Annotated in this window: 13 protein-coding genes; 11 read left to right on the forward strand and 2 right to left on the reverse strand. The window is 62.3% G+C overall.

Annotated features, from left to right (window positions below):
• Positions 1 to 126: 126 nt before the first annotated feature.
• Complete coding sequence (locus ACX3P0_RS11145; RefSeq protein ID WP_459088461.1) at positions 127 to 1,092, reverse strand: ABC transporter substrate-binding protein; 966 nt, start codon at positions 1,090 to 1,092, stop codon at positions 127 to 129.
• Between the two features lie 227 nt (positions 1,093 to 1,319).
• Here ACX3P0_RS11145 and ACX3P0_RS11150 point away from each other — a divergent pair, with 227 nt between their 5' ends.
• From ACX3P0_RS11150 to ACX3P0_RS11190, 9 genes are all read left to right on the forward strand, one after another.
• Positions 1,320 to 2,081, forward strand: a complete 762-nt coding sequence (locus ACX3P0_RS11150; RefSeq protein WP_459079137.1) for a DeoR/GlpR family DNA-binding transcription regulator — start codon at positions 1,320 to 1,322, stop codon at positions 2,079 to 2,081.
• Positions 2,082 to 2,495: 414 nt separating this feature from the next.
• Complete coding sequence (locus ACX3P0_RS11155; protein WP_459088463.1) at positions 2,496 to 2,732, forward strand: hypothetical protein; 237 nt, start codon at positions 2,496 to 2,498, stop codon at positions 2,730 to 2,732.
• A gap of 83 nt (positions 2,733 to 2,815) precedes the next feature.
• Positions 2,816 to 4,375 (forward strand): ABC transporter substrate-binding protein, encoded by a 1,560-nt coding sequence (locus ACX3P0_RS11160; RefSeq protein ID WP_459088465.1) that lies wholly within the window; start codon positions 2,816 to 2,818, stop codon positions 4,373 to 4,375.
• Positions 4,376 to 4,432: 57 nt separating this feature from the next.
• Positions 4,433 to 5,401: an ABC transporter permease gene (locus tag ACX3P0_RS11165; RefSeq protein WP_459079140.1), complete on the forward strand. Its 969-nt coding sequence runs from the start codon at positions 4,433 to 4,435 to the stop codon at positions 5,399 to 5,401.
• 22 nt (positions 5,402 to 5,423) lie between these two features.
• Positions 5,424 to 6,380, forward strand: a complete 957-nt coding sequence (locus ACX3P0_RS11170) for an ABC transporter permease (RefSeq protein WP_459079141.1) — start codon at positions 5,424 to 5,426, stop codon at positions 6,378 to 6,380.
• A gap of 6 nt (positions 6,381 to 6,386) precedes the next feature.
• The gene (locus ACX3P0_RS11175) at positions 6,387 to 7,580 is read left to right on the forward strand and encodes an amidohydrolase family protein (RefSeq protein WP_459088467.1); all 1,194 of its coding nucleotides are present in this window, start codon (positions 6,387 to 6,389) and stop codon (positions 7,578 to 7,580) included.
• Entirely contained in the window at positions 7,580 to 9,073 is a 1,494-nt protein-coding gene (locus tag ACX3P0_RS11180) for an amidohydrolase family protein (RefSeq protein ID WP_459088745.1), read from the forward strand. The genes ACX3P0_RS11175 and ACX3P0_RS11180 overlap by 1 nt, the downstream gene beginning before the upstream one ends.
• The gene (locus tag ACX3P0_RS11185) at positions 9,066 to 10,052 is read left to right on the forward strand and encodes an ABC transporter ATP-binding protein (protein WP_459088469.1); all 987 of its coding nucleotides are present in this window, start codon (positions 9,066 to 9,068) and stop codon (positions 10,050 to 10,052) included. The genes ACX3P0_RS11180 and ACX3P0_RS11185 overlap by 8 nt, the downstream gene beginning before the upstream one ends.
• Positions 10,052 to 11,062 (forward strand): ABC transporter ATP-binding protein, encoded by a 1,011-nt coding sequence (locus ACX3P0_RS11190; RefSeq protein ID WP_459088471.1) that lies wholly within the window; start codon positions 10,052 to 10,054, stop codon positions 11,060 to 11,062. Before ACX3P0_RS11185 ends, ACX3P0_RS11190 begins: the two co-directional genes overlap by 1 nt.
• A 134-nt stretch (positions 11,063 to 11,196) precedes the next feature.
• Here the strand turns inward: ACX3P0_RS11190 and ACX3P0_RS11195 are convergent, their stop codons facing one another.
• Positions 11,197 to 11,874: a GntR family transcriptional regulator gene (locus ACX3P0_RS11195; protein ID WP_459079239.1), complete on the reverse strand. Its 678-nt coding sequence runs from the start codon at positions 11,872 to 11,874 to the stop codon at positions 11,197 to 11,199.
• A gap of 137 nt (positions 11,875 to 12,011) precedes the next feature.
• Here ACX3P0_RS11195 and ACX3P0_RS11200 point away from each other — a divergent pair, with 137 nt between their 5' ends.
• Together ACX3P0_RS11200 and ACX3P0_RS11205 are read left to right on the forward strand one after the other, a co-directional pair.
• The gene (locus ACX3P0_RS11200; RefSeq protein WP_459079145.1) at positions 12,012 to 12,650 is read left to right on the forward strand and encodes a flavin reductase family protein; all 639 of its coding nucleotides are present in this window, start codon (positions 12,012 to 12,014) and stop codon (positions 12,648 to 12,650) included.
• Between the two features lie 11 nt (positions 12,651 to 12,661).
• Entirely contained in the window at positions 12,662 to 13,396 is a 735-nt protein-coding gene (locus ACX3P0_RS11205; protein WP_459079240.1) for an aspartate/glutamate racemase family protein, read from the forward strand.
• The last annotated feature ends 32 nt before the right edge of the window (positions 13,397 to 13,428 follow it).

Here is a 13,428-nt window from a genome sequence, read left to right on the forward strand (position 1 = left end):
GCCCGGAAAGTCGCTCGCCCGGAAAGCTGGCCGCCCGGAAAGCTGGCCGCCCGGAAAACCGGCCGTCGGCAAAGGTCGAAGTAGGACGAACCCGCGGCACCTGGCGCCGCAGGTTCTGGATGGCTGCTACTTCTTGATCCAGCCGGACCAGCGCGCTTCATTGGCGCCCATCCATTCGGCCACCACGTCGTCGACCTTCTGGCCGTCGAGATCGACCTTGGTGATCATCTGGCCCATTTCGTCATTGTCGATGGTGAAGGCCTTGATGGCCTTGTAGGCGTCCGGCCACTTGTCCTTCACGCCGACCCAGCCGACTTTCCAGATTTCGCCGTGCGGCTTGCCGCAATCATAGGCCATGTCGGGGTTGCTGCCCCATTTCGGGTCTTCGTAGCATTCCTTGGTGTATTCGGGGAACTCGACCCATTCGCCCTTGTATTTGGCGGTCGACCAATGCGGCGCGTAGATCCACAAAAGAATCGGCGCCTTGCGCTGGTAGGCGCTTTCCAGTTCGGCAAAAAGCGCCGCGTCGGTGCCGGCATGGATAACCTCGAACGGCAGGTCGAGTGCTTCCACGCGCTCGTCGTCAAAGCCGCCCCATGTCACCGGGCCGCCGAGATAACGGCCCTTGGGCGCGGTTTCGGCGGTCGAGAAGGCTTCGGCGCATTTCGGATCCTTGAGGGCTTTCCAGTCGGGCAGGCCGGGGCACACCTCCTTCATGTATTCGGGGAACCACCACTCTTCCTTGGCCTTCATGCCGGTCGCGCCGAAATTCTCGACCTTGCCGGTCGCGGTCGCGGCATCCATGGCGTCGCGGCCCGTCGTCTCCCACATTTCCATCGCCACATCGAGGTCGCCGGTTTCGAGGCCCGCGAACTGCGCCAGATAGTCGGCCTGCACATAGTCGATGTTGTTGCCGGCCTTCTTCAGTACCTCGCCCATGATGCGGGTGGTGATGAGCTGTCCGGTCCAGTCGTGCAAGGTAAGCTTGATCGGGTCGGAAGAGTCCTGCGCCCAGGCCGGCGACAGCGAAAGGGCCGTACAAAGGGCAAGCGCGCCCAGTGCGGCCTTGGTGATGCGATTGCGCGGAACCATCGAGAGCCTCCCTGCTCATTCGTTGATGTCTATTGAAGCCGTGCCGTCTTTCGCGGCATTCCGGCCATACCATCGTGCGATAGTGTCACGCTCGTTTTAGTGCCTGTCAACGGAGTCCTGTGGTTTTTTTTGGGAATTTGACCATATGGCGTGGCCCACGTTGCAATGATGGGTAAAATTGCCATAGAAGCGGTCATGTCGAACACTTTACCGACGGCGGCGATCCGATGATCCACTCGAAGAGGCATGGCGAAATCCTGCGGCTTCTGGGCGAGCACGGCACCGTTACCATTGCCGATCTGGCCGAGAGGCTGGGCGTTTCGCTGGAAACGGTGCGCCGCGACGTCAAGCCGCTTACCGACGACGGCGTCGTGGTGAAGATGCATGGCGCCATCGGCTTGCCGTCGATGACCGGCGAAGCCCCTTTCGAGCGGCGCATGCGCGACAATGCCGAGGCGAAGAAGACGATTGCCCGCATGGTCGCCGCGACCATCCGCGACGGCGAATCCGTCATGCTCGATACCGGCACGACCACCAGTTTCCTCGCCCGCGAGCTGCTTGGCCACCGGCGGCTCACCGTGGTCACCAACTCGTCCGACATTGCCCGCACGCTGGCGACCGTCAACGGCAACAAGGTCTATATGGCGGGTGGCGAACTGCGCAGCGATTCAGGCGCTGCCTTCGGCGTTTCCGCCATCGATTTCGTCAGCCGGTTCAGCGTCACGCACGCCATCATTTCAGCCGGCGCGATCGAAGCCGCCAACGGCGTCATGGATCACGACCTGGCGGAAGCCGAATTCGCCCGCATGGTACTGTCGCGCGGCCAGCGCTCGGTGGTCGTCACCGATCACACCAAATTCGGCCGTCAGGGCCTGGTGCGCGTGTGCGGCTTTAGCGGGCTCTCGGAACTGGCGACCGACTTGCCGCCCGCAGCCGATGTCGCCGAGGCGCTTGCCGCGGCCGGGACGCGACTGGTCGTCGCTGGCTGATCGGCGCCAATCCGCGCCAAGTAACCGTATCCCCAAAACGCCCACCGCTTTTCGATTGTGCTTCATAAGGACGGCAAGCGCACACGCGCGTGATCCAGCCCAGGCATGATCCTGCTGCCTGAAACCAGGGCTTCTTCCATCGTGAAATGGAACCGGGAGTGCGCGACAGGCATGCGCTCCATCGCTCGACGGTCGCGTCTCGCAGACATCATTGAATTCGCGGTTCCGCCCGTCCGCAGTCGTTGCCCCTCGCGCCGGGAACGCCCGAGTAGCTTCGACATTATCAACCACGAATGCCGTCAATCCAAGCTTATTTTGTCGACAATCATATTGACAAAACGGGAAAGGCTCGCAATGAATAGGGATGGGACGTCGTGAACCGGCGTTGTGATAGTTCCATGGAGGATGGATCTGATGACACGCTTGCGTAGGGCCCTTTTGACGGCGGCCTCCCTGCTCATCTTCGCAACGGCGGCCTATGCCGCGACACTGCGCTGGGCCGGGCAGCGCGACGTCTTTTCCCTTGATCCATATTTCTATGGCTCGACATCGGATCTGGCATTCCTCAACCACGAAGGCTTCAAGGTCGAGGCTGTCGTGATCCGCGCCGACAACCAGCCGAGCCATTGGCTGACGCGCATGGCCGAATAGGCCCAGGGACCTTTCGAGTAAACCGATAATCAGAAGAGACCTCCTGAAGGAGGCGGACACTTCCAGAAGCGGAGCAATTAAAAATGTTGAAGCAACTTGGCCTCGCGGCCGCGGTGGCATTGGGCCTCATTTTTCCCTCTCATGCTGAAACGCTCAAATGGGGCGCGTCGAAGGATATTTTCTCGCTCGACCCTTATTCCTACGGGGACAGCTATACGCTTGCCTTCCTGAACCATGTCTATGAAGGTCTCGTCCGCTACGACGACAAGCTGCAGATCGAGCCTGCGCTGGCGACGTCGTGGGAGACGGTTTCGGACAGCGTGTGGCGCTTCCACCTGCGCAAGGGCGTGAAATTCCACGATGGCGCCGATTTCAACGCCGACGACGTCATCGCCTCGCTGAAGCGCGTGAGCGATCCGGTTTCGCCGCTGAGGGGCAATCTGCCCGCGTACAAATCGTCCACCAAGGTCGACGACTACACGGTCGACATCGAACTGACCGGGCCTTACCCGCTATTGCTCAACGACCTGACGAACATCCACATTTTCGACATGGGCTGGCTGACCGAACACGACTCGCTCAAGCCGACGGATGTCGGCGCCCAGATCGAGGGTTACGCGACCTATCACACCAACGGAACCGGCCCCTTCATCGTCGAGAGCCGGGTGCCCGACAGCAAGACCGTGCTCGTCAGGAACCCGAATTGGTGGGACAAGTCCCAAACCAATATCGATCGCATCGAGTTCACGCCGATCACCTCGCCCGCGACGCGCGTCTCGGCGCTGTTGTCCGGCGAAATCGACTTCACCGACAACGCACCTTCCCAGGACCTGCCGCGGCTGACCGCGCAGCCCGGGCTCAAGGTCATGGAGCGCACCGACCTGCGCACCGTCATGGTCGGCTTCAACCGCAGGCCGAAGCTTGTCAACGGCGACGACAACAAATTCAACGACCTGCGCGTGCGCCAGGCATTTGCGCATGCGCTGGACCACAAACTGATCCAGCAGCGCATCATGCGCGGCAAGTCGCGGACGGCGGGAACGATCGTCGCCCCCGAGATTCCGGGCTATTCCGCAGCGCTGGACGAACCCCTGTCCTACGATCCGGAACTGTCGAAGAAGCTTCTGGCGGAAGCGGGCGCCACCGACTTCGCCTTCACCATGGTGTGTACGAATGACGGCTACGTGAACGAGGAAGAACTTTGTCAGGGGATCGTCAACCTTTTGAGCCGCGTCGGCTTCAAGCCTCAACTCGATATCGCGCCGATGGCAGTACAGGCACCGAAGCGCACCAGCGGCAAGGCCGATGTCTATATGATCGGCTGGGCGACCGAGCCGATGCTCGACACCTACTCCATCCTGCTGCAGATGATCGAGACGAAGTCGGACAATGCCGGCGTCTTCAACTGGGGCGGCTGGAGCTATCCCGAGATCGACAAGCTGATCGTCCAGGCCTCGACCGAAATGGATCGGGAGAAGCGGCTGGCGCTCGAAACCAAGGCGCTGGGCATGGTCAAGGATGAGATCATCATGCTGCCGCTGCACCAGCAACCCATGGCGTGGGTGATGACCGACAGGATCGATCACATTGCGCAATTGCCGGACAACAAGGTCCGTCATTGGTTGACCCACATTTCCAAATAGGAAGAACGTTCGGTCCGGGCAGCAGCGCCCGGGCCGGGCTGAAATTGGGGGTATCCCATGCTGGTCTTCATCGTCAGGCGGCTGATAAACGCGATATTCGTGATGCTGGCGGTCGCGCTTTTGGCCTTCCTGATCTTTCGCCTGGCCGGAGACCCCGTCGAACTCATGGCCAACGAGCAGATGACGCAGGCCGACCGCGACAATCTGCGGGAGCGGCTGGGCCTCAACGACAGCCTGCCCGTCCAGTATACGCGCTTTGTCGTAAATGCCGCGCAGGGCGATTTCGGCATCTCCTACCGCAACGGGCAGGATGTGCTGAAGCTGATCGCGGCGCGCTTTCCCGCGACACTGGAACTGGTGCTGATCGCCACGCTGATCTCGCTAGTGCTGGGCATTCCGCTCGGCGTGCTGACGGCCATAAAACGCGGGCACTGGTACACGGAGGGCCTTCAATTCGTCTCCGTAATCGGCGTTTCCCTGCCGAGCTTCATCGTCGGCATCCTGCTGATCCTGATATTTTCGGTGATCCTGGGTTGGCTGCCAGCCTTCGGGCGCGGCGACGTCGTCAAGTTCGGCTGGTGGTCGACCGGGCTGCTGACGCCGTCGGGCCGCGCGGCGCTCATCTTGCCTTCGATCTCGCTGTCGCTCTACCAGATCACGCTGGTGATGCGCCTCATCCGCGCGGAAATGCTGGAGGTGCTTCGTTCCGACTATGTGAAATTCGCCCGGGCGAGAGGCATCCCGCGCTGGCGCATCTATTTTCGCCATGCGCTGCGAAACTGCCTGATGCCCATGGTCACGATGACGGCCATGAACGTCGGCTCGCTGATCGCCTTCGCGCTCATCACGGAAACCGTCTTTCAATGGCCCGGCATGGGCATGCTGTTCATTCAGGCGGTGACCTTCATCGATATCCCGGTGATGGCGGCATATCTGTGCATCATCTCATTCATTTTCGTCGTGCTGAACACGATGGTCGATATCGCCTATGCGGTCATCGATCCTCGCCTGCGCACCGCGCGCTAGTTTCACGAAGGATGGACGTCCGATGACTGTCGAGATATCGCAGCCGGCAATCGCGAAGCCGGCACGGCCCCCGTTTTTCAGGCGCGTCCGCGACAGCGACCTGTGGTGGTCGTTCACGCACAACAAGTCGGCGATGCTCAGCGCCGCCCTTCTGGCGCTGCTGATCCTGACGGCGCTGTTCGCGCCGCTGATCACCCCCCAGAACCCCTATGACGGCGCGCAGTTGGACATGTGGAAGGCGGAATTGCCGCCACTATGGCAGGAGGGCGGCGAATGGCCCTACCTGCTCGGCACCGACACGCAAGGCCGCGACATGCTCTCCGCCATCCTCTATGGCACGCGCATCTCGATCGTCATCGGCGTCGCCTCCGTCGCCCTGTCGCTCCTGGCCGGCATCAGCGCCGGTCTTGTGTCGGGCTATTTTGGCGGCTTTGTCGACAACCTGCTGATGCGCTTCGGGGACATAACGCTCTCGATCCCCACCATCCTCATCGCCATACTGGTATCGACCGTGGTGCGGCAGATGCTTCCGCCCGGCTTGCGCAACGTCGGCGCCTCCGGCGTGCTCGTGCTGGCGATCGCCCTGTCGGCCTGGGTTCAGTACGCCCGTACGGTGCGCGCCCAGACCGTGGTGGAGAGCGGCAAGGACTATGTGCAGGCAGCCAGGCTGATCGGCGTGCCCGCCCGCCGGATCATGGCCCGGCACATACTGCCGAACACGCTGACCCCCATCCTGGTCGCCGCGACGCTGAATTTCGGCATGGCCATCCTCACCGAAGCGACGCTGTCGTTCCTCGGTATCGGGATGCCACCGAGCCAGCCGTCGCTGGGAACGCTGATCCGCATCGGCAACCAGTTCCTGTTTTCAGGCTCATGGTGGATCGTGCTGTTTCCCGTGCTCCAGCTTTGCATGCTCGTCGTGACCGTCAACGTCTTGGGCGACTGGCTGCGTGACGCACTCAACCCGAAACTGAGGTAGCCCGGCATGACCGATCTTCTCCTGCGCAACGTGCGCCCCATGGCGGGCGAAACCTGCGATATCCTGATACGGGACGGGCGGATCGCCGGCCTCGGCCACTTCGAGCCGCAACCGGGCATGCCGGTCGAGGATGGCGGTAACGCCATCGCCATACCGGGCCTCATCGACGCGCACACCCACCTCGACAAGACCACATGGGGCATGCCCTGGCACGTCAACAACCGTGCCGCAGTGCTGCGCGAGCGCATCGATTTCGAGCGCGAGAACCGCGGCGCCATCGGCATCGATCCGCACCGGCAGTCCATGCGCCACGCGATCGGGCTGGCGGCGCATGGCGCGACGCATATCCGCAGCCATGTCGACATCGACACCGCGCACGGCCTGTCGATCGTCGAAGGCGTGTGGGAAACCCGCGAGAAACTCCGCGGCATCATCGACATCGAAATCGTCGCCTTTCCGCAATCGGGCGTCATGGTGATGCCCGGTACGCTGGAGTTGCTCGACGAGGCGCTGCGGCAAGGCTGCGAAGTGCTGGGCGGGATCGACCCATGCGGCATCGATCGCGATCCCAAGGGGCAACTGGATGCGCTCTTCGGGCTGGCCGTGAAGCATCGGCGTCCCATCGACATTCACCTGCATGAACTTGGCGATCTTGGCGCGTTCACCATGGAACTGATATTCGAGCGCATCCGGGCCAATGGCATGCAAGGCATGGTCGCCATCAGCCATGCCTTCACGCTCGGCATGAACGACTATCTGCGGGTAGGCAGGCTGATCGACGGGCTTGCCGAACTCGATGTCGCCATCCTCACGACCGGCGCGCCTTCCGTCGAGGTTCCCTCGGTCATGCGGCTCAAGCAAGCCGGCATCCGCGTCGGTGCCGGCTGCGATGGCATCCGCGATACCTGGGGTCCCTGGGGACAGCCCGATATGCTCGACCGCGCCAGGGTGGTCGGCATGAAGAACGGCCTGCGCAAGGATAGCGACCTCGAACATGTCCTGCATATCGTCTCGCAGGGCGGCGCCGACGTCATGCGGCTCGAGGGTTACGGGTTGCAGGAAGGCTGCCACGCCGACCTGACGCTGCTTGCCGGCGAGACGCTGGCGCATGCGGTGGTGGAGGTCGCCCCGCGCCCGCTGGTCGTCAAGGGCGGGCGTATCACCGCCCGGCAGGGCCGGGCCACGGTGGACATGCCATGATGATGACCGGGATCGAGCAACTGACGCTTGGCTCCAGGCAGGCAGGGCGTACGCTATTGACCGCCGACTGGGTGCTCGGTCACCACGACGGCCGGCACCGCCTCGTCCGCAAGGGCGAAGTCGTGTTCGAAAACGGCGAAATCCTTTTCGTTGGGCACCGCTTTGCGGGCGAAGTGGCGCGCCGGGTCGATTTCGGGCCGTCGCTGATCAGTCCCGGCTTCATCGATCTCGACGCTCTTTCGGACCTCGACACGACCATCCTGGGCATCGACAGCCATCCCGGCTGGGCCAAAGGCCGGGTCTGGCCGCGTTCCTATGTCGAGGCCGGTCCCTACGAAATGTACACACTGGAGGAGCTTGCCTTCCAGAAGCGCTTCGCCTTCGGCCAGCTTCTTCTCAACGGCATCACCACGGCCGCGCCCATCGCATCGCTGTTCTACCGCGAGTGGGGCGAGACGGCGGCCGAATTCGAGGCGGCGGCGGACGCCGCCGGCGAACTCGGCCTGCGGGTCTATCTCAGCCCCGCTTATCGTGCCGGCGGCATGGTGCTGGAAGCGCCGGGGAAGGTGGTTCCGATATTCGATGAGCAGCGCGGTTTGCAGGGCCTGGCGGCGGCTGTCGACTTCATCGAAAGGCAAAACGGCCGCCATGGCGACCTGATCAGAGGCATGCTTGCACCCGACCGGGTGGAAACCTGCACCATCGACCTGCTTCGGCGCACGGACGAAGCAGCGCGCGAGCTTGGCTGCAAGATTCGCCTGCACATGGCGCAGGGAACGATGGAGGTCGACACCGTGCACGCCTTGCACGGCGCCACCGCCCCGATGTGGCTGGCGAAGGCAGGGCTTCTTACCGAGCGCTTGATTGCACCCCATGCAACCAGTGCGACGCAAGAAGACCTGGCGCTCTATGCGGCGCACGGCGTCTCGATCGTGCATTGCCCGCTGGTGTCGGCGCGCGGCGGAAACACGCTCAACTCGTTCTCGGCCTGCCGTGCCCGCGGCATCAACATCGCCATGGGCACGGATACCGCGCCCGCCGACATGCTGATGAACCTGCTCGTCGGCCTGGTCGCCTGCCGCATCAACGACCGTGCGCCGGACACGGTGCGCTGCGCCGACCTGTTCGATGCCGCGACGCTTGGGGGTGCGAAGGCGCTGGGCCGGACCGATCTCGGCCATCTCTCGGCGGGGGCACGTGCCGACATCGCCGTATTCGGCCTCGATGACGCCGTGATGGCGCCGTCCATAGATCCAATCACTACGCTTGTCGTCGGTGGCTCCGGCAAGGTCACGCGCGCCACCTTCGTCGACGGCCACGCTTCCATGCTGTTCGGTGAAGTGGCCGGCATCGACATGAAGGCGGCGCGCCAAATGGCGCAGGACCAGTTCGACAGCCTCGTCGCGAAATATCCCGAGCGCAGCTGGAACCATCCGCCCGTTTCCGAAATCTTCCCCCCGAGCTATCCGATCGAGGTCGATGAAAATGTTTGAAGCAGCCGGAAACCCTGTCCTCCAGGTTCGCAATCTCCGGGTGGAATTTCCGGGCCGCCATGGCGTGGTAACCGCGCTTTCGGATGTCGATCTGGATATTCGTTCGGGCGAAATCCTCGGCGTAGTCGGTGAATCGGGCGCCGGAAAATCCATGACTGGATTGGCGATCCAGGGCTTGCTCGAGTATCCGGGGCATATAGCGGGCGGCGAGATCAGGCTCGAGGGGCGGCGCATCGACAATCTCGCCGACCGCGACATGGAAAAGATCCGCGGCAGCGAGATCGGCGCGATCTTCCAGGACCCGCTGACCTCACTGAACCCCCTTTTCACGATCGGCGCGCAATTGAGCGAAACGATCCGTCAGCATCTCAAGGTCGGCAAGGCGCAGGCCAGGCAGCGGGCGGTCGCCCTGCTTGAGGATGTCGGCATCCCTTCTCCGCAAGAGCGCGTGGACCACTACCCGCACCAGTTCTCAGGCGGAATGCGGCAACGCGTCGTCATTGCGCTGGCGCTCGCCGCTTCGCCCAAGCTCGTCATCGCCGATGAGCCGACGACGGCGCTGGATGTGTCGATCCAGGCGCAGATCATTTCGCTGCTGAGGAAGCTGTGCAAGGAGAAGCATACCGCCGTCATGCTGGTTACGCACGATATGGGTGTCATCGCGGAGGCTGCCGACCGGGTGGCGGTCATGTATGCCGGCCGGCTGATCGAGATCGGCCCGGTCGAGCAGGTGCTTCGCGCGCCTTCGCATCCCTATACGCGCGGCCTCATGGCCTCGATCCCGGCACTTGGCGCCCGCGTCAAGCGCCTCAACCAGATCGACGGGTCGATGCCGAGGCTGGATGCGATCCCGCCGGGCTGCGCATTCAATCCGCGCTGCAAGTCGGCAGGCCCGCGCTGCCTGCGCGAACGGCCCGAACTCACACCAGCAGGCGTCGGTATGAGCGCCTGCTGGCTCCATGCCGGAGGTACCCTGTGATGGCGACCAACACCGAAGAGAAACCCGCCCTGACCGTCAAACACCTCGTCAAGACGTTCGACGTTTCGGCGCCATGGCTCAACCGTGTCCTGGAACGCAAGCCGCGCCAGTTTCTCCAGGCCGTCAACGACATCAGCTTTTCCGTTCCGATGGGCGGCTGCCTGAGCCTCGTCGGCGAAAGCGGCTGCGGCAAGTCCACGGTGGCGCGCCTGGTGACCGAGCTTCACAAGCCCACAGGCGGCGAGCTTCGCTTCGCGCCCGGCAAAAGCGGCGCGGCCCTCTCGGCACAGATGATTTTCCAGGACCCCTATGCGTCCCTCAATCCCCGCTGGCGCGTGAAGAACATCGTCGCGGAGCCGCTGCGTGAATTGAAACTGCGCAAATCCGCCGCCGAAATCGCCGAGCGGGTCGACGACCTGTTGCGGACGGTCGGGCTTTCGCCTTCCGACGGCGAAAAGTTTCCGCATGAATTTTCCGGCGGCCAGCGTCAGCGCATTTCCATCGCGCGGGCGCTCGCCAGCGAACCCGAATTCCTCGTCTGCGACGAGCCGACTTCGGCGCTCGACGTTTCAGTGCAGGCCCAGGTCCTCAACCTGATGCGCAGCCTTCAGGATGAACTCGGCCTCACCTATCTGTTCATCAGCCACGACATGAGCGTCGTTCGGCACATGTCCGACCGCATCGCGGTCATGTATCTCGGGCGCATAGTGGAGGAAGGCGATACGGAGCAGATCTTCGCCGATCCGCGCCACCCCTATACGCAGCTCCTGCTACAGACGATCCCGAATATCGAAGAGCCGAACCGGGATCGTGCCATCGTACGGGGCGAGGTTCCGAGTCCCTTGAATCCGCCGTCCGGTTGCACCTTCCACCCGCGTTGCCCGATGGCGACCGCGCGCTGTTCCGCCGAGATCCCAAAGGTGCGCACGCTCGCCAACAAGACACGCATCGCCTGCCATCTGGTCGAAGACAGGCCGTCCGTCGAGGCGGCCGATACCCAGCCGGCCTAGAACATGTCTCCCGAAAGTGGGAACCGGTTTCGGGGTAAAGACATGCGAGAAAACAGAGACCTAAAGCTCGACAAGCGAATCTGAAAGATCGCGACGTGCTTTGGAGCTATTGAAGGAAGTTCATCCAGCCTGGCTTATCCCAGCGCCGCCCGCAAATCCTGAGACAGGTTGCGTATCTCACTCAAGTCGAGTTCGGATTCCACATGCTCCAGATGATGCCCCATCAGCCGGATAGCCTTTTCAGCATCGCCCTTGGCAATGGCCTCGACGATATCGGCGTGTTCGTCGGGCCCGCAGTTGAAACGGTTATTGTTGCGGTACACGGCGGTGATCAGGGAGGTCCGGGAAATGAGATCGCGCATCGTTCCAAAGAGAAAATCCGAACCGACGATCTCGGAGAGCAGCAGATGAAAGCCGCCCGACAGCTTGATGATATCGGTCGTCGCGTTTTCCTGGTTGGCCACCCGCTCCCTGGCGACATGATTGTGCAGTCGTTTGAGGTCCGCCTTGGATATCGAGGTACAAAGCCGCTCGACGACGCGACGCTCGACGGCACGACGAATAAAGAACACGTCCCTCGCTTCATCGACCGAAGGTTCGCAGACGAAGGCGCCGCGATTCGGGATGATGGTAACCAGCCCATCGCGTTCGAGCGCGGTCAATGCCTGCCGGATACGGGCCCGGCTGACATCGAAGATCGAAGCCAGTTGCCCTTCCTTGAGCTGGACGCCCGGCCGAAGCCGCCGCTCTGCAATGGAAAGCCAAACGCGCTCAACAATTTGCTGCGTTGATGGCTCTGTACGTTCGGTCATATTCCGTCTCCCCTGGCGGCAGACAATCGGTATAGAGCGAAAAATGTCAACTAGAGCCCCATTGCTTTTGATTACATAATTGTAGACAATCAATGGAATTATTGTACATCAAACGAAATCGGCTTGGGAGTCACACGATGGAGTTCGATTTCACGGAACTTGCGCCGGATGGCCGGTACCGCCTGCTGACGAACTTCATCGGACCGCGGCCCATCGCGCTGGTGACGACCCGTTCCGCCGCCGGGCACAGCAACGCGGCGCCGATGAGCTTCTTCAACGTGTTTTCCCATGAACCGCCGATTGTAATCCTGGGTATCCAGCCGCGCCTGAACGGCGAGGAGAAGGACACCACCATCAATATCCGGCGCACGGGCGAGTTCGTGGTCAACATGGTGGATATGGCGCTGTCGCAACAAATGCTGGTTTGCGGCCTGGGTTTCGACAGCGAGATCGACGAATTGGAGATGGCCGGCCTTGAGGGCATCGCCTGCAGCAAGATCGACGCCAAATATATCGCTACGTCCCCGTGTTCGATGGAATGCCGCGTCGAGAGGCTGATCGACTATCCACGTCGCGTCCTGGTGCTGGGCGAAGTCCTCCACATGCATGTGCGCCGTGACTGCCTCGATGCGGAGGGACGCTATGTCAACGCCGACACCTACCAACCGATCGCGCGTCTCCACGCCGACAATTATATCACCTCGGACCGTCAGTTCGTCCTGAAGCCTCCGGCAATCTCCGCGTTCAAAAAATCCACCGCCGTCAAGCCGTCATGAAGGACCCGATCGTGCACATTCTTCTCATCAACCCCAATTCCACGGCCTCCATGACAGAGCAGGCGCTTCAGAGCGCGTTGCGCGTCGTGCAGGCGACCACACGGGTCACGGCGGTGAATCCGTTGGGAACGCCCGTGAGCATCGAAGGTGGCGCCGACGAGGCGATGGCCGTTCCGGGCATGCTGGCCGAAATTCGCAAGGGCGAGATGCAGGGCGTCAACGCCTGTGTCATAGCCTGTTTCGACGATCCGGGTCTGCATGCCGCCAGAGAAATTGCCCGTGGGCCGGTGATCGGCATTTGCCAGGCCGCCGTGCAGGTTGCCATGACCATCAGCCGGCGATTTTCGGTGATTACCACATTACCGCGTTCCATTCCGATCATCGAGGACCTCGTCAGCACCTATGGCGCGGGTCGCCATTGCCGCAATGTCCGCGCCATTGATCTTCCGGTGCTGGGGGTGGATCAGAACCCCGAGGAGGCCGAACGCCTGCTCATGCTTGAGATCGGCAGGGCAAAGCTGGAGGACCGCGCCGAAGCGATTGTGCTGGGATGTGCCGGAATGTCGTTGCTGTGCGACCGATTGAGCGCATCGACGGGCGTTCCGGTTATCGATGGCGTGACCGCCGCGGTGAAATTTGCCGAGGCGTTGGTGGGAGCCGGCTATCGGACGTCGAAGATCAACGGCTACGACTTCCCCCGGGTCAAGTCGCCCGCTTCAAGGGACACGCTATCGCTAGGCCGTTAAGCCAGCGCGGGAACGCACGAGGTGCGGCTGAA

This window comes from Mesorhizobium sp. A556, assembly GCF_054489545.1.